The sequence below is a fragment of the Serratia sp. N21D137 genome (assembly GCF_047530005.1).
Classification (GTDB): Bacteria; Pseudomonadota; Gammaproteobacteria; order Enterobacterales; family Enterobacteriaceae; genus Chania; species Chania fonticola_B.
Window position 1 is genome coordinate 35474 of record NZ_JBLJAJ010000021.1, and the last position, 22984, is coordinate 58457.

Sequence of the window (22984 nt, forward strand, 5' to 3'; positions counted from 1 at the left end):
GGTTGCCATGTCATCTGCCTGCTATTCATCTATCGCACTGTTGCTGTTGCTCTTTACCGGACCGATGGCAATAGCCGACGGCGGTATCAGCTTAAATCAGACCCGTGTGGTGTTTTCCGCAGCGGACAGGGCACAAACCGTCACGGTGAATAATAGCGGCACACAAAAATTTCTGATCCAAAGCCGTATCCAACGCGCACTCGACGACCAGGCTCCAACGCCATTTATCGTCACGCCGCCGCTGTTGCAGCTCGGCCCTGAGCGCAAACAATTACTGCGCATCCTCAAACAGGATCAGGCATTGCCCACGGATCGGGAGTCGCTGTTTTACCTTTCGGTATTGGCGATCCCCGCACAGAAACAGTCGGCACTGGCAGAGGCGCACTTATCGATGGGGTTTCGCTTTGCCATCAAACTGTTTTACCGCCCTGAGGGCCTCAACATCGCCCCGAGGGACGCCAGTTGCCAACTGCGATTGACGCCTACGGCAGCAGGGGTGCGCATTGACAACCCGACCCCCTATTTTCTCACGTTTGCTTCACTGAAGTTCGATGGTCAGCTTATCGATCTGGACACCCAGCTGGCGATGATTGCCCCGATGAGCGCACAGGTGTACCCCGGTAACCCGTCGGCCAGGCAAGCCGTTTGGCAAACCATTACCGACTTCGGCGGCTTATCTGCACCATGCCTGCAGGCCCTGCCATCACCAAAGGACCCACCCGCATGAAACACCTTGGCCAAGCGATATTGCTGCTGTGCAGCCTGCCGTTTTTGACCGCTCCCCAGGCGGCAGAGCCCGACTCCACGGGGATCTCATTTTATGTTCTGCGGGTGATTTATCCCGAAAGCGCCAAGCAAGGCGTCAGTTTGGCGGTAGACAACAAAAGCGCAGCCGCCTATTTGATGCAGTCCCGGGTGCGCCCGGTCGATAGCCAGACCGGCGATGTCGATTTGAGCGAGGGCGAGCAAGCGAAAATGCCGTTTATTGTCACGCCACCGCTGGCGCGCTTAGAGGCCAAGAGTGAACTGACACTGCGTATCCGGCGCAATGGAGAACCCTTGCCGACAGATCGCGAGTCGGTATTTTTTATCTCCATGAAAGCGATCCCCGCGCAGGTGCAAAACGTTCAACCACAGCCGGTAGGCCAGATGGCGGTGACGGTAGTCAGCAATATGAAATTGTTCTACCGCCCTAAGGGATTGGCTAAACGCGCCGTGGCCGACGTGGCCTGCCAACTGCGTTTTCACCGCGCGGGAAAAGAGTTGATTGCCGATAACCCCACTCCCTATTGGCTCACCTTTTCGCGGCTGAAATCGGACCGCGTCTCGCTGGATAAACCCGCGTTACGTTTGATGGTGCCGCCGAAAGGACAACAACGCTATCCCGCCCCTACCGGGACCAGCGGCCATGTCGAGTGGCAACTTATTGATGAGGATGGTTGGAATACTCCCGTTTGTCAGCAGGGCTTGCCCCCATTGGATGTTTAAGGACGCGCTAAAATCATGGATAGAACATCAATAAAAAACAGGCCCGGCATTCGAGGTCTTTCACCTTCTTTGGCCGGAGCCCTGCTGCTGGCCGGTGCCGTACCTGCCTGGGGCCGAGACTATTTCGATCCCGGCCTGTTGGCGCTAGGTGGCAACCAGTTGGCTACATCCGATCTGACCGTGTTTGAATCCTCCGGCCAGACCCCTGAAGGGCGCTATCTGGTGACGCTGTGGATGAATCAGTCGGAACAAGGGCAATACAGTCTGATATTCAAAAAAGATGCCCAGGGCCAGGTGCTACCGCAGCTGACTCCGGCATTCCTCCACCAGCTTGGCGTCAATACTCAGGCACTTCCCAGCTTTAGCGGCTTGCCGCCTGAGACTCCCATCGCCAGCCTGGGAAAGCTCATTACTGAATCGCAGCTAAGCTTCGATTTGGCCCAATTGCGTCTGGACATCAGTATTCCGCAGGTCGCCATGCAGCAACATGCCCGGGACTACGTCGCCCCTGAACAATGGGACGAGGGTGTCCCCGCATTGTTGCTGAATTATAGCCTGAACGGGAGCCGCAACTGGCAACGCGCACAGTCCGGCATGGGCAAAAGCGAGCAGAGCAATCTGTTCGCCAACCTGCTTGGCGGGATCAACTACCAAGGGTGGCGCCTGCGCAGCACCATGACCTATACCCAAAATGAAAGCCGTGTGGGAGGTTCTTCAAGCCGTTATCAGCGCAGCCAATTCTCCGATACCTATTTACAACACGATATCCGTGCGTGGCGCTCCGAGATCCTGGCGGGTGAAAGCAGCAGCGGAAATGACGTGTTCGACAGCATTCCCTTCCGGGGCGTCAAACTGAATTCCAGCGAAGATATGCTGCCCAATAGCCTGCGCGGCTTTGCTCCGGTGATCACCGGCATTGCCCAAAGCAACGCACGGGTAACGGTGAGCCAGAACGGCAACATTGTCTATCAAACTTATGTCGCTCCTGGCCCGTTTCGTATCAACGATCTGTACCAGAGCAGCCAAGGTGGCGATCTGACGGTCACCATCACCGAGGCAGACGGTTCAGTACGCAGCCAAACCCTGGCCTTCTCGTCATTACCGGTGATGCAACGCCCTGGCGCACTGAAGTATGAACTCACCAGCGGGCGCTATAACGGAGGGATCACCCAAGCCTCCCGAGAAGCGACTTTCGGGTTGGGCACCTTAATGTATGGCCTACCCTATAACGTCACTCTGTACGGAGGTGCGCTGGTTGCCACCGATTATCACTCCCTGGTGGCAGGCTCTGGCCTGTCGTTGGGTGACTTCGGCGCCATCTCGGCAGACGTCACCACCTCGGATGCCCGGTTAGCAGGGCAAAACCAACGCCACCAAGGGGCTTCATATCGGTTGCGTTATGCCAAAAGCCTGCTCAGCACCGGGACCTCGGTAGATCTCGCGGCCTACCGCTACTCCACTCGCAACTATTACACCTTCGCCGACTTTAACAACCTGGGCTTTGAGCTCAACGCAGGGCAGGTGCCCTGGGCGTTGACACGCCAACGCTCCAATTTCCAACTGCGTATCAGCCAGCAGTTGGATTCTTGGGGGGCCCTGTACCTATCGGCCTCACGCAACGATTACTGGGGGAACAGCCGAGTGAACAACACCGTTTCCGTTGGTTACAACGGCAGTTATCGTGGTGTCAGCTACGGCGTTGCCTATGGGATTGACCGCATCAAGGGCGACGGCAGCTGGCCAGAGAACCGCCAGCTATCGATGTCGGTGCAGGTCCCCTTCCGCCTGTTTGGCAGTGCGGCTGCCAATAGCCAAAGCTATGCCAGCTACCAGGTAACCCATAACAATCAAGGCCAGATACAACAACAGGCGGGCATCAGTGGCAACGCCATGGACGATCGCCTCTCCTACAACCTGATGCAGGGCTGGTCGAACGATAATGGTAGTGATAACAGCAACTTGAATATGGGCTATCGGGGGAGTAAAGGCCAGGCCAATCTGGGCTACAGCTACAGCAACCAGTTCCGCTCACTCAACCTCAGCGGCAACGGCAGCCTGCTGCTGCACCCGGAAGGCGTGACGCTAGGGTCCATGCTCGGCAATTCGGTGGCGGTGGTCAGCGCGCCAGGCGCTGGCGGCGTTGAGGTGCTCAACGGCAACATTCGCACCGACAGCCGCGGTTACGCGCTGGTGCCGTATCTGGCGAACTACCAGAACAACAGCATCAGTCTGAACCCCACTACCCTGCCGGAGGATGTGGATATGGCGCAATCAAGCCTTAACGTCTCCCCAACCAAAGGGGCCGTCGTCATGGCGAGATTTGACACCCGAGTGGGTTACCAGGCGCTGGTGACGCTGCTACGGGGGGATACCAGCCTGCCATTCGGCACGGTGATTACGGTGGCGGATACTCCGGCAGGAAAAAACAATACCGGTATCGTTGGAGATTCGGGCCAAGTGTATCTGAGCGGGCTACCGGAACAGGGCACACTGACGGCGAAATGGGGGCACGCTGACCATCAGCAGTGCCGTGCCAGTTTCAACCTGAGCGGCATTGCCGCTCCCTCTGCAAGCAACCCGATCCGCCAACTGACGGCACGTTGTGAAACAGGCCGATAACCATGCACAAACCAATCCACAAGGACAAGTGACAGTGAAAGATACCGCCGGCATACCAAGACATACGCTAAACCGCCGCTACCAAGCCTCCTGCATACTGCTGTTAGCCTACCTGGGCCAACCAGCCGCACTGGCGGAAACCATTACTATTGGCAAAGGTACAGGCATTTTGTGGGAAGGCCTGCCGTTTAATGTCACCTTAAGTGGCACGATAGGGAGACAAGACCTTACTCCTAAGTATGCGCTATTGGCGATCTCTTCACACTCCAATATGTGCCAACCCAATGATGAATTGTCGTCCATCGCGGGTTATCAAGCACTCAAACTAGCGCCAGGCGTGGGGCTCATTCCCAGAGGCTTCGGTAATGCAACCTTTGCCCGGTATTCTTCCCTCAAGGAAGATTCGCTATCCGGTACGCTGGGGCTACCAGAAACCAAAGGGGGGAACAGCGACGGGAGTCAAGTAATCGCACCTAATACTTTTAGCTGGTGCCTGCCGCCATCAATGAAATACCAAAACAATTACTATAACCCTAACTATATTCGAAAAGCCACAATATCAGGCACCTGGGTACTGGTTGCCGATGGTCAGCAGAAGACTACTGAAATAACCGTCCCGGTGATGTATGCCGGCAGTTTCTCATCGGTGTCGATTGGGGACCTATCGGCCTCTATCCTCCCGAGCAATATCCAGCTGCGCATATCCACGCTTGAGTGTACGGTCAATACTCCCACTTCAATCACCTTTGGTGGCGTGATGGAAAACCTGCAGGCCGGGGCCGAACTGGGCGTGCAATCCTACCCACTGATCACCAACTGTGGGCAAAGTTCAGACCTGATCGATGCCAATATCAACCTGCAGTTCCGGCCATTGACCGGCCTGTATCAATCAGCCCCGAGCCGTTTGGCCCTGCGCGAGGGCGGGGGCTATATCACCGGTGAGATTGATAACGGCGTGACCGGCAGCGGAAGCTGTATCGCCACCAGCGGACTGAAGTTCGATAATCGCCAGCTAAAAATCGGCCGTATCACCAAGGCGCAAACCAGCCTGAGTATCAGCAATCAGGTGACCTGGCGCTTGTGTTCCGGCGGCAAAGATCTGCCACTCGGTGACGTTAGTGCCGCCGCCGAAATGCTGGTGACGTTTAATTAGCATAGCTAGGACAATAAAGTGAAAAACAGCGCCAGTACGCCAAAGCCTACTCTATATTGCCACCGCTGCTGCGCACTCGGCCTGCTGGCGCTGTTATTGAGCCTGACCCCACCAGCCGTTCTGGCAAAAACCATTATCATGGGTAAAGGGACGGGGATTTTGTGGGAAGGTCTGCCGTTTACGGCAAGCTTAAGTGGCTCTATGGAGCATGCACGCCTTAATGTCAAACACGGGCTATTGGCTGTTTCTTCAAGTAAGGGCAGTTGCCAAGGGACTGGTTTTCTGAAGGTCATTGCGGGTTATCCAGCCCTAGAGATAGCACCGGGCGTGGGGCTCATACCCAGAGCCAGCGGTCAGGTAGGCTATTACACCTTTATGGGCAGCTTCGTTTTGCTATCCGGTACGCTGGGGCTGCCAGAAACCAAAGGGGTAAGCAGCAACGGAACTCAAGTAACCTCACCTGAGGCTTATAGCTGGTGCCTGCCGCCAGCAATGACTTCTCAGGAATATTTTTATTCCCCTTCCACGACTCGTGCTGCCGTAATATCGGGTACCTGGGTGCTGGTTGCCGATGGTCAACAGAAGGCTGCCGAAATAACCTTACCGGAGATGTATGCTGCCAGTTTCTCAGAGGTAGCGGCTGGGGATAGAAGAGCTTCAATCCTCCCGTCCGCTATCAAGCTGCGCATATCCACGCTCGAGTGTGCGGTCAATACCCCCATTTCAATCGCCTTTGGCAACGTGATGAAGGACCCGCAGGCCGGGGCCGAGCTGGCCGTGCAATCCTATCCACTCATCACCAGTTGTGGACAATCCTCCGACTTTATCGATGCCAATATAAACCTGCAGTTCCGGCCGTTAACCGGCCTGTATCAATCAGTCCCGAGCAGTTTGGCGCTGCGCGAGGGAGGCGGTAGATCCGTTTGTGATTGTCACGCCAGCCCTCACGCCGGAGCATCACATGTACCCGGCGATATCCGTAGTGAATTCGCGTTTCGGTGATCTCACGAATACGCAGGCGCAGTGCGCTGTCATCAGCAGCAACAGAACGATATCTAAACGAGCTGCGGCTGAGCCGTAGCGCAAAACAGATTTGTCTTTCGCTGGCACCGTATCGGGCCTGTAAATCCCTGACCCATTCGCGCAGGCGTGCCAGCGTCAGTTCTTTTTTGCCAGCACATCCTGCAGCATCGCCTTGTCGAGGCTCAGATCGGCAACCAGCCTCTTCAACCTGAGATTTTCTTCTTCGAGCTGCCGCATGTGCTTCAGCTCTGAAGGAGAAATTCCACCGTATTTTTTACGCCACGTGTAAAAGGTGGCATCAGAGATACCCAGTTTACGGCAGACTTCAGGCACCGATGTACCCAGCTCGGCCTGTTTCAGGGCAAAGACAATCTGTTCTTCGGTGAATCGTGACTTTTTCATCGGCACAACCTCCACTCAGGGGGAGTGTTTATCATGCCGGAATTCTGTTTCTGAATGGAGCAGGATTTTGGGGTAGGGTCATGCTGTCTGCCATTTACCATAGGCCTTCCACTAAGCCATCAACAGATTAGGGAACAGGAAAAAGGACATTTTCACTTTAAGGAATTCCTTATGTTTTGACAGAATCCCCCTAGTTACTATAAGCGCCATAGAACGAGCTGAAGGTTAAACAATTAAAGTAATCTAAACTATCGCCTAATATCCTGAATCACCAAGCGGATTGAGCCATGCCAAATACAGCATGAACATCTACAATACCGAAGGCTCTCTGACGAAAAAATATCGTAAAAACACGAAAGGGTCACATCTCTTTCAAGATAGAATATTGCCATTTACTTGAGGAAGTTGTATGTTTGATTTCAATAAGCTAACAGAACACTCCGAACTCACCTCATTTATTGAAGAGATATTAACACTACTAAATTCAAGAAATAAACTAAAGCAAGGGTGCGCAGGGCAGCGACTCGACCTTAAATATGCTGATAAAAAAATGTGTTTATTACTCTATAGCGGGGCTTGCATTGTCAAAAGAACCCAGGACTCTCTGGTTTTATCAACAATACAATCCCCACATATATTCGGCTTGCAGGACATTTTTAATATCAAATCAGATATGCACCTATTAGCAATTAGTGATATAGAATATGAAATAATGTCAGTGGATGATTTTTTATCCCATGCGGATAAACATGATCTATGGAAAAAAATTAGTTATATACTCATGTTATCAGCAACACGTTTTTGCGAGTATCAAAAAGAAACTGTAGGCATCAGCAATTATCAACTCATTTGCAACCTACTAATTTCCCTTAGCACTGAGTGCTTTGAAATAAGAGCGACAACCACTGCATTAGAGTATATCCAGGAGCGCAGTATGCTTTCACGTAGTGGAATAATGAAAATACTCTCGTCGTTAAAAGAAGGAGGGTATGTAACCATGAAAAAAGGCGTACTTATCAAGATAAACTCCTTGCCAAAAAGATTTTAAAACCAGCCTGATTTTAACATCTAGAACACCTAAGCTTTACTGTTATTGTATTTATTTTTGGAGGGTATCTTATGTGATCACCAATGGATCTGAGTGGTAAAATAAATTAAAAAGTCCAAAAAAAGACTTTTAATACATATTTAAACCTGAAATCAGTTGAGCTACCACGTCGAACATGGATAATGACAATTAACAGATGGAAAATGATTTAAGTAAAAGCGTAATGTTAATTACAGTCACGGCATTGTCTTGTGTGCCTGTTATTTTAATGTTAAGCAATACTTAGCTTTTTTTACTGTTGCTCTATCATCACCATGGAAAAGCCACGTAAAACAGCCGCCAGTTTCACAATTAACCTGCGCGTTCTTTACTGGCGAACATTTAATTTTTAAGGAAATTTTGTCATGAATAAGAGTCTTATTGCTGTTGCCATCGCTGCTGTTTCCGTTCTGTCTTCTGCCTCTGCTTTTGCTGCTGATGGTCAGGTTAACTTCAAAGGCGAAATCATTGATTCAGCCTGTACCGTTGTTAATGACATGACCAATCCGCTGGACGTAACTCTGGGCCAGGTTTCCAAAACTGCGTTCACAGCTGCTGGCGATACGGCCGCTGCTACCAAGTTTACCTTGCAGTTGAAAGACTGTCCGGTCACGGTAACCAAAGCTTCAGTCAAGTTCGATGGTACTGCGGCAAACGGTGACAACAACATCCTGGCTCTGACTCAACAGAGCGGTGTTGCTACCGGTGTAGGCATCCAGCTGACTGATTCTTCTCAAAATGTGTTGCCACTGTTTACCGCTTCAGCATCCTATCCACTTGTGTCTACCGGCATGAACAATCTGGACTTCGTAGCACGTTATATCTCTAACTCTGCAACTGTAACAGCAGGCCCGGCAAACGCTGTTGCTAGCTTCACTGTTGTCTACAACTAAGATTTTGTCCGCTGTTTACAGGCGTTGAAATCCGGGTCAGCGCCACTGTGTGTTGACCCGCTCTTCTTAATCCTATATGGACCTCAAAATGAAATTTATTCCCAGAATAGTTACCGCTGCTCTGTTATTTACTATTGGCGCTGCACAGGCCGGTGTGGTGGTAGGTGGAACCAGGCTGATTTATGACGGCAATAAAAAGGAGGCTTCACTGAACGTCAGCAACCCGGATAAAGTGCCTTATTTAATCCAGTCTTGGGTTGAAACAACCGGTGATGCCGCTGAGAAAGCCCCCTTTATGGTCACGCCACCGCTATTCCGCCTTGACGGTGGACAGGATAACGTGCTGCGCGTAGTGAGAGCTGGCGGAAACCTTTCCAACAGCCAGGAAACGCTCTATTGGCTAAATATTAAATCTATTCCCTCAGCCCCGAAACTTGAGGGAAAGAATACTCTGCAGGTCGCTGTAAAAACCCGAATTAAATTGATTTTCCGACCACAAGGTCTGAATGGTGTGCCCGAAGATGTCGCCAACAGTCTGAAATGGAAGCGCAATGGAAATCAGTTACAGGTCACCAACCCAACGCCGTTTTACATGAATTTCCAGTCTGTTGAAGTGGGCGGTAAGGAAGTAAAAGATGCCACCTATGTAGCACCAATGAGTAGTGCTAGCTTTGCACTGCCTGCTGCTAGTAGTGGCAACGTTCAGTGGAAAATTATCAGCGACTACGGTGGCATAGGTGAGCCACATACCAGCACATTGTAAGTTTTATTTTACACCAGGCAAGAACATCAACCTCGCAGGATCGTGAGGCAAGGAACCAGGGCAATCATTAAGCCTTGTAAGCATGGGAGCAATAACGGATGAAAAGTAGAAAATATAAAAACACATGGCGTCATGTTCCACGCATAAGCCAACTTGCCTATCTGGTTGCCACAGTGTTGGGCAGCATCACTTTCACGGCCCAAGCGCGAGATTATTTTAATCCTGAGTTGTTGCAAATAGATAACCCGCAACAAGGGATGACCGACCTATCAGTATTTGAAGAGAGCGGAAGCCAAGCACCGGGCACTTATCATGTTGATATTTACCTCAACAATGAACAGGTTGATACCCGCGATGTCGCTTTCAAGTCCATCGAGGGGAAGGATGGAAAACCACAATTACAACCTTGCCTAAGCAGTAAATTCCTAGCTGCAATGGGCGTAAAAATCGACCTATTTCCTGGATTGGGCGAAAGTGAATGCGCCAATCTGAGCGCCATTCCTATGGCCAGTACGGAATATCGATTCAGTGCTCAACAGTTGTTGATCAGTATTCCGCAAGCGGCGGTCTCTCAGACGGCACGCGGATATGTTGCCCCGGAACAGTGGGATAACGGTATTCCGGCTGTGTTACTGAACTACAGCATGACTGGGGCTAACAATAACGCTCGCAATGGCACGTCACAGAGCAATAGCAGTCAATACGTCAACCTGCGCCCAGGGCTGAACGTCGGCTCTTGGCGGTTACGTAATTACACTACCTACAACCGTTTAAGCACCGGACAAGATCGGTGGGACACGGTCTACACCTATGCACAGCGCGATATTGTGGCGCTGAAGAGTCAACTGATCCTGGGGGACTCCAGTTCACTGGCGGATGTGTTTGACAGTATCTCCTTTAGAGGGGCGCAGTTGGCTTCCGACGATGGCATGATCCCGGACAGCCTGCAGGGCTATGCCCCGGTGGTCCGTGGCATTGCCCGCAGCAATGCACAGGTGATTATTCGCCAGAACGGCTATGTCATTTACCAGACCTATGTGGCACCGGGCGCGTTTGAAATCAACGATATGTTCCCGACAGGGGGCAGTGGTGATTTATACGTCACCATTAAAGAAGCCGATGGCAGCGAACAACAACTGGTGGTGCCGTTTGCATCTCTGCCAGTGTTGCAGCGTGAAGGTCGCCTGAAGTATGCGGTCACTGGTGGGCAATACCGTTCATATGATAGCAACGTAGATAAAACCCCATTCAGCCAAGGAACGGTTATTTACGGCCTGCGCAATGGCTTTACTGCGTACGGCGGTGGCCAGTTTGCCAGCAAGTATCAGTCGTTGGCACTGGGGGTAGGTAAAAATCTTGGTGGCTTTGGAGCCCTGTCAACCGACGTAACGCAGGCCTGGTCAACCATGCAGGATCGAGCTAAAGAGAGCGGCCAGTCCTGGCGGGTTCGTTACAGCAAAAACATCCCCCAGACCGGAACCAACTTTGCCATTGCTGGTTATCGTTACTCTACGGCAGGTTACTACAGTCTGCAGGAAGTGATGGACACTTATCGAAGTGGTAACAGCAGCCCATTGATTGAGCGCCGTCGTAACCGGGCCGAAATCACCATGAGCCAAAACTTGTGGCAAAACGCCGGGGCGCTGTCTATCAGCCTGGTGAGTGAAGACTACTGGAACAGCAAGCGCAATATGAAGTCGATTGGTGTGGGTTATAACAACAGTTGGAATGGTATCAGCTATGGTCTGAATTATAGCTATAACAAAAACTCAACGGCAGGTAATAACTATAGCGACAGTAATCCAAATAATGGCAGCAGTGGTCGTATATACGATCGCGACCAGGTGTTGGCCTTCAGCATCAGTGTCCCGCTGTCACGTTGGTTAGGCAACACCTATGCCACTTATAACATGAGCACCAGCAAAAATGGTGGGACCTCCAACACGGCGGGACTCAACGGTACGCTACTGACGGACAATAACCTGAGCTGGAACGTACAGCAAAGCCATGGCGACCAAGGGAGAGGCAATAGCGGCAACGTGAATGCGGACTACCGTGGTACCTACGGGCAAGTGAACGCTGGTTATTCATATGACAAAAACAGTGGACGGGTGAACTATGGCCTACAAGGTGGGGTAATTGTTCACCAAGACGGTGTGACCTTTGGTCAATCGATGGGCGAAACGATTATGCTGGTGAAAGCACCGGGAGCAAACGGGGTAGGCGTCAACAACCAGACCGGAGTAAAAACCGACTGGCGGGGATACGCTATCGTGCCATACGCCTCGCCATACCGGAAAAACCAGGTACAACTTGATACGGCAACATTACCAGATGATGTTGATTTGACTCTGTCCAGCCAGAACGTAGTACCAACACGAGGTGCCGTGGTACAAGCCAACTTTAATGCCAACGTGGGTCAACGCGTGTTAATGACCCTACTACGCCAAGGTAGCAATGCACCTATCCCGTTCGGCGCAACGGTAACCACTCCAGGGCAGAAGACGGCACAAGGTTTTATTGTGGGTGACGGTGGGCAGGTTTATCTGACTGGACTGGCTGATAGCGGTATTTTAAACGTCAAATGGGGTAACGAAGCCTCTCAACAGTGCCAGGTGAACTATTCCCTGACAAAACAGAAAACAAATCTGGGCGTTCAGACCATGAACGGACAGTGTAAGTAAAGGGTTTTATTATGTTAGTAATTACTGCTAAAAAAATGCTACGGCTAGGATTGGCTGTAATATCCATTATTTTCAGCCAACAATCACTGGCCTCAGAATGTCACTTCTACAATGCTTCCAAAATCCAAACCCGGGTGAATCTCCCTGCAAGTTTGACTTTCGGAAGGGATACTGCTCCAGGAACGATTCTCTGGGATTCTGGCTGGGTAAATGGTGGTACTAGTGATCTTTACTGCTCTGGGGCTGATTATACATATCTGGGCTATGTCTCCCCTATGACTTTAGTCCCTGGGTACAGCGATGTATATAAAACCACCAACAGCACGATTGGAATAAGGACATATTTTGCAAACACACCATTCTTGGGGCAATGGATTCGAACAGTCTATTATCCGGCCCGCGCAGAAGCTTTCGATGCGGGACCAGGAATGGAGTATATACCTTCATCCTTATATAGAGTGCAATTGGTTGCGTTAGGTTCACTGCAATCTGGACCGGTATCATTTCCGTCTCCAACCGCACAATTAAAGTATATCACTATTGTTACAAACGAACTCACGTTTTCTGCAACTAACATTAATGTGTTATCTACTTCATGTACGATTAATAATTCGTCTATCACCGTTCCATTAGATCCTGTTTTGACTAGCGATCTGACAGCCGTTGGTAAGACGCTGAAACCCAAAGCATTCAACATCAGCTTAAATTGCGGCTCTGGTGCCCGTATTAATGCCAGGCTGATTGGAACACAAAACCCTGATACTAGTGCGAATGGGGTATTAAAACTATCGAATGCGGGTACTGCGGGTGTAGCAACTGGTGTAGGCATTCAATTATTGTATAATAGCGCACCATTTGCGATTAATGGTAATAATGCTGTATTGAAAACATCTACTGGCGGCACGGAAACACTTCCACTCACCGCGCAATATTACCAGACTAGAGCAACACCAACTACCGGTTCAGCTAACGCGACGGTAACTTTAGAATTAACCTATCAATAGCCATTGACATTTATTTGACAAAGGTTCATGAAGGAAGTTCTTTTATCATACTTCCAGAGAAACATAAACGTAATAAGGAAAATATTATGAAATCAGCATTTAAAAATTCCGCCCTGGCTATGCTGGTCATAATTTCAGGCATGACCATTGTTCATGCTGATCCGGTCAATATCAATATTACCGGTGTTGTAGTGGCTTCAGCTTGTACGGTGAATAACAACCTCAGTGATCTGAACGTTAATTTGGGGACTGCCATCCCAGCTTCAACCTTGACGACCGGTGCAAGCTCAACGCCGACACCATTTGCTCTGGTGTTAACCAACTGCCCTGTCGGTACCAACAGCGTCAAGGTAACCTTTACCGGAACCCCAGATACCGCAACAGGCGGCACCCGCTTTAAAAACACGGGTACAGCAACAAACATCTCGGTTGAATTGTCGCAACCAAGCACAGGGACCATTCTGAGTAACAACAGCGCGCTAACACAGTCCGTTCAGGCCGACAGAACCGTGACCTATGTGTTAAGTGCCCGCGCTAATGCAACAGGCCAGGCTGCGCCTGGTACTATCAGCGCAGTAGTTGTAGCCAACTTCACCTATAACTAAAACACACGTTTCACAGGGAGAAGCCTGAATGAGAAAACTGATTAAAAACGCGCTGCTGATAACGATCACTGGAATGATGAGTAGTACACTTCAGGCTACCAATCTAAATATTAACGGCACAGTGGTGGCAAGTTCCTGCAATGTTGACAGCGGCTCAGTTAACCAGGACGTTGATTTTGGCCCGCTACGCAGCAGCGATTTGAAAGACAATGGTACTGCTACTATATGGATTCCCTTTACCGTAAGGGTAACCCAGTGCCCAATCTCAACTAACAGAGTAACAGCGACCTTCAGTGGTACCCCGTCCACCGATGACATAACACTCTTTGCCAACAGCGGCACGGCGGGGAATGTGGCGGTGCAAATCGCGCAAAATGCGGACAAAAGTGTGGTGCAAGGCAACGGCAGCAGCATGACGATGAACGTTGACGCCCAACATAATGCCGTTTTTGACCTTGCAAGCCGAATATATAGTGTACATGGTAATACCACAGCGGGTAGTTTTAACAGTACCGTACTCATTAATTTTACTTACCAATAGGCTTGGTGTTTTTTTGGACTTATGGTTATCAATTAGACTTTATTTAGCTCGTATTACCTGTAGAGATTGTTTATAGTCATAGGATAAATGAGGTGTCCGGAATTTTTCTTTTCCGCTTCTGTTTATATAGATAACTGATCCAACCTCTTTTATCATTAATGCTACCGACATGTGAAGAACAATGTCGGTAGCATTTTGATGGCACTGTAAGTTCAAATTATATTGCAAGCAATACAATACTGTGATTAACAATGTGCTTTCATACTTTTATATAGAAAAGCAAAATCAACCCCCATTAAAAATAGAGTTTACTTTAGATTTAAAAAGTTGTTATATATTATGTATTAGCCCCGCGCATCTAATTAAATGGTGGACCAAATCATGAACAATCAACTGGCAAATATCCCTGCTATCAATAGCGGTTCTTTGTCTTCTGGATCACATTCCTGGGCATTAATTATGGATGCTTGTCCAATGACCCGTGCTGGCCTATGCGCGGTATTGAAAAGGTCACTATTTCGCACAGGTGAGATCGTCATGCTCAATAGGGCTTCCGATATACCATCATATATAACATCAAACTCACCTAATATAATAGTAATGGATCTGTGTGGTGAAAATGAATCAGTGTTGCAAGGATTACGTAGCATTGCCTCTTGCCAACAACGTTGGCCACATTCACCAATAGTGATTTGCACCACTCTCACTGATATACGTTTTTTATATCAGGTTAAATTACTTAAAATCCTCAGCATTTGTCATAAGCATGACACGTTACAGGAATTAGAGCATTGTATCGATGCCGCTATGGCGTGGTCATATCGGGATAGTCCGGCAATTCAGCAACTTTTTGACTGCCGCAGTTCTCATTTTTCTGTGCTCACCAGCAGAGAAATTGATGTACTAACACTCTTGTTTGCTGGCTATAGCGTAAGTCATACCGCACTAAAAATGCAGCGCGATATCCGTACAATCAGCTCTCACAAGCGCAGTGCCATGGCTAAACTCGGCTATCGAAATAACTATGAGCTTTTTTCGCGCGGAAAGTGGATGGCGAAAAACGGCTTATTTAACTGATCAGATGCGAAAGAAAAATGAACATGACATCACAGCTCGCCCAGTTGGCTATCGTAGCCGAAAGCCCATTAACCCGGTTAGGGATTGAAGAATTAGTTCAAGTCCTGCGACCAGAGATACGTTGTACTCTTCAATTTTCTTCAGTGCAGCTTTTACGCAACAACATCCAAGAGCAGCAGATCGAGCTGTTGATCTGTGAGCTAGGTGGTGTAGAGGACGCCGTACAGCAAACGGGAAAAGAACTGGAGTTATTTTATCATTCGCGACCAGATATCCATCTGATTGTTTATACATCTACTTATGACACCGTTACTCTGCTATCACTTTACCACCTTCCGCAGACAAGTATCATTTCCCGTTATGAGACGCCAGAAATAATACATGACTGTTTTTTACAGGCACTATCAGGAAATAGAGTCTATAGTCCTATAATTCAGAGTAATATCCCTAAGTATGCGGTAGGATTAGAAAAATTAACGGCTCGTGAGTATATAGTCATTGAATATCTTTTCTGTGGATTGAGTTCTATAGAAGTGGCCCATCGATTGCAATGCAGCATTAAGACCATCAGCGCTCATAAACGTAAGGCCATGTATAAACTGGGAGTATATAGTGACGCAGCTTTGTTCTCTCTTAAGAGGAGTTTTTTATTATTCAAACGACATTAATTACTCGTAACATATCATTAGTAAAATCTTGCATAAAAGCCAGGATGGATTGCCATCAGTAAATATATTACAAGAAATATAACCCCCTTAGCTTGTATACAGTATTTTAGATATACAATACCATTCGGATATTTACAAACCATTATAAAGGGATGTTAATTAATAATGACCATTCTGAAAGGTAGTGTTGCTGTGGTTTCGCAGTGCCAGATGTTTCATAATGGCATCGAGGCACTCATTATGACCTTCAATACCACGTTGAGTTGGCATAGTAAAAGCGTATCAGAGGCAGAATTAAGTTTGAAACTGCAACCAGTGAAACTATTGATCTTGTCATTTTACGTTTTACAGACTGACTTATCGCAAATATTACGATTCATTCAAAAAGTAAAAAACTTTCAGCCAGAGACTCAACTTCTGATTGTGCTGGATTCGCCCGTGCCATACCTAGTGACAAAGTTACGTAATTTAGGTGTAGGCGACATCATGTATTTAGGGGAATCCCTGATTGTATGGCAAGCATTATTGAGCCAACATCAAAATAGAGAAAATTTGCAAATTTACCTAACTAACGGCAAGCAGCAGAAATTTAGTCGTGAGAAACTTTCAGCATTAGAACTACGCGTCATAAACTTGGTCGTGCAAGGCCTTTCCATCAGTGAGATTGCTGTGTTAATGAAGCGTAGTTGCAAAACCGTCTCCAGCCATAAGGGTAATGCAATGCATAAATTGGAGATGAATAATTATGCTCAACTGGTTGCCATGCGAAATATTATTGCGTAGAACTGTCGTCATCCACGCTTGCCCCTTCAACACTGAGAGACTCATCTCCTTAATAAGTAAAAAGTATATATTTAAAAATATATATCATTGTAATATTTTATCCACAATAAAAACACAATGACAGATTATTATGCGGCGCAACGTATTTTGATCGCGCATAAATAACTAATCCTAATGTTGCTAAGCATTCCTGAGCATGCTTCTTGTCAGGAAATGGATTTATCTGTCTGCAATTACCTTCCTCAACTTTATTACCCATACCAAGCATCGAGCCATTTAGATTGAATGTCTAATTTTGGACAAACAGGACAAAAATGAACAACAAAGTCTTTGAGGCCTTAAGTTATTTATAGGATAATGCTTAGAAGTAATTAACGCAAGGATATAATACATGGTTTTTATTTTATGGGTTATGGTTTAATTAATTTTTTACAAGGATTGTTCATGTATTGATTTAAAAAAATTAATTTAAAAGTAAAAAAACCAATAAAGTATTAACAACAATGAGTTAATTATTTTCAAACACTACCTAGCACTGGCTCTGTAACTCATTGGTTTTAATGATCGCGTTTTATCCTTTACTGGAGGAAACCGCATGTATAATTTCAGTAAGATTTTGCAACAATCTAAGTCTGCCCCATTTATTGATATAATATTAAATTCAATAAAATCAATAATTAAAATAAGGCAAGGTCGACCAAGCCAGCGATTCTACCTTGACCAAACGGATAAGAAAATGTGCTTTTTACTTTACAGTGGAACTTGTATCGCAAAAAGAACTAACGATTCTTTGGTATTGTCGACGATCAATTCTCCAAGTGTTTTCGGTTTGCACGATGTTTTTCATGAAAAATCAGATATACATCTTTTGGCAGTCAATGACGTAGAGTATGGCATGGTAGCCGTGGATGATTTTTTAACCTATGCGGATGAGCATCACCTTTGGAAAGAAATAAGCTACATGCTAATGCTTTCGGCAACACGTTTCAGTGAATATCAAAGAGAAACGGTGGGGGTAAGTAATTACGAACTGATCTGTAACTTACTCGTTTCCCTTAGTCTTGAAAGTTTTGAAATAAGAGCAACCACCACTGCATTGGAATACATCCAGGAACGAAGCATACTTTCGCGTAGTGGGATAATGAAAACACTCTCCTCTCTAAAGGAGGGAGGATATATTGTCATCAAGAAAGGGCTATTAATTAGCATAAACTCTTTACCGAAAAAATTTTGATAATTCCGATTAGAGTTGTTAGCACTTAAAAATTTATTATCCATATAAACCACCCTATTAATCCAATACATGACCAATACGGCGGCATAAAAACTAACGGTTGGTATGCCGACGTCATTTCTACACTTTCTTATAGCTAAGCCTCTAAATAACTGCGTTTAATAACGCTCCTCCCGAAGTTTAGGGCAAGTGGGAAGTATGCAGGTTAGCCGACCTTTGAACGCATAGTCGTGCGACTGATGAACGCAAAATCATGAAAAAAATTATCCAACAGACACAGGACGAAAATCACGCCCGCCGACTTTTAGCGATGCTTATGCCCCACAACGGAGACTCGGTTATCCATGCTGTCCGGTCAGTGGTCTATCGCGTCGTAAACCTCCCGGATGAGAGGGGCAATGGCCTGCAACGCTGGCTCTGAAAGGAATAATCACCTGAAGCGGCGTGAATAAAGCGGTAGTGGCACTAGCGAACAAAAATGCGCGAATGGCATGGGCACTGGTGGAGCAGAAAACAGTTTATATAGCGAAGCCTCTTTATCAAATGAAGTCAAAGAGTTGATGTAGTGACAGGTAGAACCGACTCTCTGTGAACCTGGCAAATTGCTGGGCTGTGATAAGCCATGACACTAATGAGGCCAGTGTAATGGTCAAGTAAAACCGGACACCGATTTAGGCACATTGTTGTAGTCGTCGTTCGTATTCATCCGGCGAGATGTTTCCCAGCCGGTAATGCCGCCGCTCCAGATTCTAAAAACTGTCGATATAATCGATAACGTCTGCAATACCCTGACAGCGCCCTGTATTTCTAATTTACTTTAGCTCTTGCAACCTCATCTGGGCCATTGCAAGCGTAGTTTGCGGGAAGCTTCCAATTTTTACCTGTGACAGCTTATTGGTCACTGGGCTAGTATAGCGGTAGAAAAGGTCTTAATGCCCGTAGCGCCGCAAGCAACGCGCAAGCCTCGATTTTCACCGGTATCAGCTTTGTTTTTGTCCGTTGGTTTCATCGTCTCTATGGTTTTTGATGACAATGGTTTGCCAGCTTGTTTGCCTGTCATATATGCTCCGTTTTATGACCAACTGATTGATTTACTTAGGCTGATATCCATTTTAGTTCAGAAAGTGTAGGTTATCCGTTTTAGTGGTTTAATTATACCGTAGCCTACATAACAACCTACACTTACACGTGGGAGTTAGTGGTTTTTAATGAGACTAAGTGATACCTAATGATGACAACGAATATCACAATCAACTTTAAATTCAATGGATTGGAAACAGTAACGTTATGACTAGCACCGAAAAACTTGATTCGCATACCCCGATGATGCAGCAATACCTGCGCCTTAAGGCGCAACATCCGGAGATCTTGCTGTTCTATCGGATGGGGGATTTCTACGAGCTATTCTATGACGATGCCAAACGCGCCTCTCAGTTGCTGGATATCTCGCTGACCAAACGCGGTGCCTCCGCGGGTGAACCTATCCCAATGGCTGGCGTACCTCACCATGCGGTGGAAAACTACCTGGCCAAGCTGGTACAGCTTGGGGAATCGGCCGCGATCTGTGAGCAGATTGGCGATCCGGCCACCAGCAAAGGCCCGGTCGAACGTAAAGTGGTGCGCATCGTCACCCCAGGCACCATCACCGACGAAGCCCTGCTGCAAGAGCGCCAGGACAACCTGCTGGCCGCCATCTGGCAGGATGGCCGCGGCTTTGGCTATGCCACCTTGGATCTCAGCTCCGGCCGCTTCCGCGTCGCCCAGCCAGAAGATCTTGAAACCATGGCGGCCGAGCTGCAACGAACCCACCCGGCAGAACTGCTGTACCCGGAAAACTTCGAGCAAATGGCGCTGATCGAACAGCGCCACGGCCTGCGCCGCCGCCCACTGTGGGAATTTGAGCTGGACACCGCACGCCAGCAGTTGAACCTGCAGTTCGGCACCCGCGATCTGACCGGCTTTGGCGTCGAGCAGGCCCATCAGGCGCTGCGCGCTGCGGGCTGCCTGCTGCAATATGTCAAAGATACCCAGCGTACCTCGCTGCCGCATATCCGTGGCCTCACCATGGAGCGCCAGCAGGACGGCATCATCATGGATGCGGCCACTCGCCGTAACCTGGAGATCACCCAAAGCCTGTCCGGCGGCAGTGAAAATACCTTGGCCGCCATCCTCGATCGTACCGTTACCCCCATGGGTAGCCGTATGCTCAAGCGCTGGTTGCATATGCCAACTCGCGACGTCCAGGTGCTGAACAACCGTCAGCAAGCTATCGCCGCATTGCAGCCATTGAGCAGCGAGTTGCAGCAGCCACTGCGCCAGGTGGGCGATCTGGAACGTATTCTTGCCCGTTTGGCACTGCGCACGGCTCGCCCACGAGATCTGGCCCGCATGCGCCACGCCTTCCAACAGTTGCCGGATATCCGCGCCCTGCTGGAAAACGCTGATGCACCACAGATGCAAAAGCTGTTGTCACAGGTCGGCCAGTTTGACGAATTACAGGCACTGCTGGAGCGCGCCATTGTGGAATCCCCACCGGTGCTGGTCCGTGATGGCGGCGTGATTGCCCCGGGTTATAACGAAGAGCTGGATGAATGGCGGGCGCTGGCCGACGGTGCTACCGACTATCTGGATCGCCTGGAGATCCGTGAGCGCGAGAAGCTGGGCCTGGATACGCTGAAGGTCGGTTTCAACGGCGTGCATGGTTACTACATTCAGGTCAGCCGTGGGCAGAGCCATCTGGTGCCGATCCACTATGTGCGCCGCCAAACGCTGAAGAATGCGGAACGCTACATCATTCCCGAGCTGAAAGAGTATGAAGACAAGGTACTGACCTCAAAAGGCAAAGCCTTGGCGATCGAAAAAGGGCTGTATGACGAGCTGTTCGATCTGCTGTTGCCGCACCTGGAGCAACTGCAACAGAGCGCCGGAGCCTTGGCCGAGCTGGATGTGTTGGCCAACCTGGCAGAACGTGCCGAAACGCTGAACTACGCCTGTCCGACCATCAGTGAACAACCCGGCATTCGCATCGTCGACGGCCGCCACCCGGTGGTGGAGCAGGTGCTGAGCGAACCCTTTATTGCCAACCCGGTTTCTCTTTCGCCGCAGCGCCGTATGCTGATCATTACCGGCCCGAATATGGGCGGTAAAAGTACCTATATGCGGCAAACGGCACTGATTGTGTTGCTGGCGCACATCGGCAGCTATGTACCGGCGGCAAAAGCCACCATCGGGCCGGTGGATCGTATCTTTACCCGCGTGGGCGCGGCAGACGATCTGGCTTCTGGCCGCTCAACCTTTATGGTGGAAATGACCGAGACCGCCAATATTCTGCATAACGCCACGGAAAACAGCCTGGTGTTGATGGACGAGATTGGCCGTGGTACCTCCACTTACGACGGGCTTTCTCTGGCCTGGGCTTGTGCAGAAAACCTGGCCAGCCGAATCAAGGCTATGACGCTGTTTGCCACCCATTATTTTGAACTGACCACCTTGCCGGAGAAAATGGAGGGCGTGGTGAACGTGCATTTGGATGCGCTGGAGCACGGCGATACCATCGCCTTTATGCATAGTGTGCAAGATGGTGCGGCCAGTAAGAGCTACGGCTTGGCGGTGGCGGCGTTGGCAGGTGTACCGCGTGATGTGATCAAACGCGCGCGCCAGAAGCTGCGTGAGTTGGAGAGCCTCTCCAGTCAGACGGCGGCAGGTACGGTGGATGCGACTCAGTTGACGCTGTTGAACGAAGAGGTGTCACCGGCAGTTGAGGCGTTGGAAACGCTGGATCCAGATTCTCTTTCGCCACGCCAGGCGTTGGAGTGGATCTACCGGCTGAAAAGCCTGGTGTAAGGCTGTTCCATCGACGACGTCTGCACTAAATAACGGTAATCACAGGCATAAAAAAACGGTGAGCACATCAATGCTCACCGCTTTTATTTTATAGCTATAACGCGTTTATTCGCGGAACAGTGCCTCAATACTCAGACCCTGCATTTGCAGAATTTCACGCAGACGGCGTAAGCCTTCAACCTGGATCTGACGAACACGCTCACGTGTCAGGCCAATCTCACGGCCAACATCTTCCAGCGTAGCCGCTTCATAGCCTAACAGGCCGAAACGGCGAGCCAACACTTCACGCTGCTTGGCGTTCAATTCGAACAGCCATTTGACGATGCTCTGCTTCATATCATCGTCTTGCGTGGTGTCTTCAGGCCCGTTGTCTTTCTCGTCGGTCAGAATGTCCAACAGGGCTTTCTCTGAATCCCCACCCAACGGCGTATCGACAGACGTGATACGTTCGTTCAGGCGCAGCATACGGCTGACATCATCAACCGGTTTGTCGAGTTGCTCCGCAATCTCTTCAGCGCTGGGTTCATGGTCCAGTTTGTGAGAAAGCTCGCGCGCGGTGCGCAAGTAAACATTCAGTTCTTTGACGATATGGATCGGCAAACGGATAGTCCGGGTTTGATTCATGATCGCCCGTTCAATCGTCTGGCGGATCCACCAGGTCGCATAGGTGGAAAAACGGAAACCGCGCTCTGGGTCAAACTTTTCCACCGCACGGATCAGACCAAGGTTACCCTCTTCGATCAAATCCAGCAGCGCCAGGCCGCGATTGCTATAACGACGGGCAATTTTCACTACCAGCCTCAGGTTACTTTCTATCATGCGGCGGCGGGACGGCACGTCTCCGCGCAGTGCACGCCGCGCAAAATAAACTTCTTCCTCTGCAGTCAGCAGAGGGGAGTAACCGATTTCGCCCAGATAGAGCTGCGTGGCATCCAATACGCGTTGGGTAACACCTTGAGACAACAGTTCGTCTTCTGCCAAGTCATTCTCGCTGGTCTCTTCTTCTACCTGCGCTTTTTCATCGAATGACTCAGCCTCCATGGCGTTCTCATCGAAATCTGCATCGTCATGTAACTCGTTAACTTTCAGCGTATTTTGGCTCATAAAGCGGCTCCTA

The 22984-nt window shown here is 49.1% G+C and carries 18 protein-coding genes and 2 pseudogenes; 17 read left to right on the forward strand and 3 right to left on the reverse strand.

Annotation, left to right across the window (positions count from 1 at the left end):
• Positions 1–7: 7 nt before the first annotated feature.
• The 5 genes from ACMV5H_RS16720 to ACMV5H_RS16740 are packed head-to-tail and all read left to right on the forward strand — an operon-like array spanning position 8 to position 6262.
• The gene (locus ACMV5H_RS16720; RefSeq protein ID WP_261454453.1) at positions 8–727 is read left to right on the forward strand and encodes a molecular chaperone; all 720 of its coding nucleotides are present in this window, start codon (positions 8–10) and stop codon (positions 725–727) included.
• A complete protein-coding gene (locus ACMV5H_RS16725) occupies positions 724–1488 on the forward strand; it encodes a molecular chaperone (RefSeq protein ID WP_115160374.1) in 765 nt (254 codons plus the stop codon). The genes ACMV5H_RS16720 and ACMV5H_RS16725 overlap by 4 nt, the downstream gene beginning before the upstream one ends.
• Positions 1489–1503: 15 nt before the next feature.
• Entirely contained in the window at positions 1504–4107 is a 2604-nt protein-coding gene (locus tag ACMV5H_RS16730) for a fimbria/pilus outer membrane usher protein (protein WP_115160375.1), read from the forward strand.
• 34 nt (positions 4108–4141) lie between these two features.
• Positions 4142–5260, forward strand: coding sequence for a hypothetical protein (locus ACMV5H_RS16735; protein ID WP_223498908.1), 1119 nt, complete (start codon positions 4142–4144; stop codon positions 5258–5260).
• An 18-nt stretch (positions 5261–5278) separates the two neighbouring features.
• Complete coding sequence (locus ACMV5H_RS16740) at positions 5279–6262, forward strand: hypothetical protein (RefSeq protein ID WP_414822147.1); 984 nt, start codon at positions 5279–5281, stop codon at positions 6260–6262.
• Here ACMV5H_RS16740 and ACMV5H_RS16745 read toward each other — a convergent pair.
• Positions 6162–6685 (reverse strand): annotated as a pseudogene (locus tag ACMV5H_RS16745) (transposase); the annotation flags it as partial. The gene ACMV5H_RS16740 and the pseudogene ACMV5H_RS16745 sit on opposite strands and share 101 nt — an antisense overlap.
• 409 nt (positions 6686–7094) lie before the next feature.
• Between ACMV5H_RS16745 and ACMV5H_RS16750 the strand changes: the two are divergent.
• The 11 genes from ACMV5H_RS16750 (at position 7095) to ACMV5H_RS16800 (ending at position 18024) form a co-directional block, all read left to right on the forward strand.
• Positions 7095–7733 (forward strand): helix-turn-helix domain-containing protein, encoded by a 639-nt coding sequence (locus ACMV5H_RS16750; RefSeq protein ID WP_414822126.1) that lies wholly within the window; start codon positions 7095–7097, stop codon positions 7731–7733.
• A gap of 404 nt (positions 7734–8137) precedes the next feature.
• Positions 8138–8665, forward strand: a complete 528-nt coding sequence (locus ACMV5H_RS16755; RefSeq protein WP_414822127.1) for a fimbrial protein — start codon at positions 8138–8140, stop codon at positions 8663–8665.
• 88 nt (positions 8666–8753) lie between these two features.
• Positions 8754–9428 (forward strand): molecular chaperone, encoded by a 675-nt coding sequence (locus ACMV5H_RS16760; protein WP_414822128.1) that lies wholly within the window; start codon positions 8754–8756, stop codon positions 9426–9428.
• Between the two features lie 98 nt (positions 9429–9526).
• A complete protein-coding gene (locus tag ACMV5H_RS16765) occupies positions 9527–12112 on the forward strand; it encodes a fimbria/pilus outer membrane usher protein (RefSeq protein ID WP_414822129.1) in 2586 nt (861 codons plus the stop codon).
• Between the two features lie 11 nt (positions 12113–12123).
• Entirely contained in the window at positions 12124–13116 is a 993-nt protein-coding gene (locus ACMV5H_RS16770; RefSeq protein ID WP_414822130.1) for a fimbrial protein, read from the forward strand.
• An 86-nt stretch (positions 13117–13202) separates the two neighbouring features.
• Entirely contained in the window at positions 13203–13721 is a 519-nt protein-coding gene (locus tag ACMV5H_RS16775; RefSeq protein ID WP_414822131.1) for a fimbrial protein, read from the forward strand.
• 28 nt (positions 13722–13749) lie between these two features.
• Positions 13750–14262, forward strand: coding sequence for a fimbrial protein (locus ACMV5H_RS16780; RefSeq protein ID WP_414822132.1), 513 nt, complete (start codon positions 13750–13752; stop codon positions 14260–14262).
• Positions 14263–14643: 381 nt separating this feature from the next.
• Positions 14644–15339 carry a LuxR C-terminal-related transcriptional regulator gene (locus tag ACMV5H_RS16785; protein ID WP_414822133.1) on the forward strand — a complete coding sequence of 232 codons (696 nt, stop codon included), beginning with the start codon at positions 14644–14646 and terminating at the stop codon, positions 15337–15339.
• A gap of 23 nt (positions 15340–15362) precedes the next feature.
• On the forward strand, positions 15363–16007 hold the full coding sequence (locus ACMV5H_RS16790) for a LuxR C-terminal-related transcriptional regulator (protein WP_414822134.1): 645 nt from the start codon (positions 15363–15365) through the stop codon (positions 16005–16007).
• A gap of 165 nt (positions 16008–16172) precedes the next feature.
• The gene (locus tag ACMV5H_RS16795; RefSeq protein WP_414822135.1) at positions 16173–16790 is read left to right on the forward strand and encodes a LuxR C-terminal-related transcriptional regulator; all 618 of its coding nucleotides are present in this window, start codon (positions 16173–16175) and stop codon (positions 16788–16790) included.
• A gap of 595 nt (positions 16791–17385) precedes the next feature.
• Positions 17386–18024, forward strand: a complete 639-nt coding sequence (locus tag ACMV5H_RS16800) for a helix-turn-helix domain-containing protein (RefSeq protein WP_414822136.1) — start codon at positions 17386–17388, stop codon at positions 18022–18024.
• Positions 18025–18839: 815 nt separating this feature from the next.
• Here the strand turns inward: ACMV5H_RS16800 and ACMV5H_RS16805 are convergent.
• Positions 18840–19084: pseudogene (locus tag ACMV5H_RS16805) on the reverse strand (Arm DNA-binding domain-containing protein); the annotation flags it as partial.
• Between the two features lie 227 nt (positions 19085–19311).
• Here ACMV5H_RS16805 and mutS point away from each other — a divergent pair.
• Entirely contained in the window at positions 19312–21867 is a 2556-nt protein-coding gene (gene mutS, locus ACMV5H_RS16810) for a DNA mismatch repair protein MutS (protein ID WP_218519857.1), read from the forward strand.
• 105 nt (positions 21868–21972) lie between these two features.
• Here mutS and rpoS read toward each other — a convergent pair whose 3' ends face one another.
• Entirely contained in the window at positions 21973–22971 is a 999-nt protein-coding gene (gene rpoS / locus ACMV5H_RS16815) for an RNA polymerase sigma factor RpoS (protein WP_024484093.1), read from the reverse strand.
• Between the last annotated feature and the right edge of the window lie 13 nt (positions 22972–22984).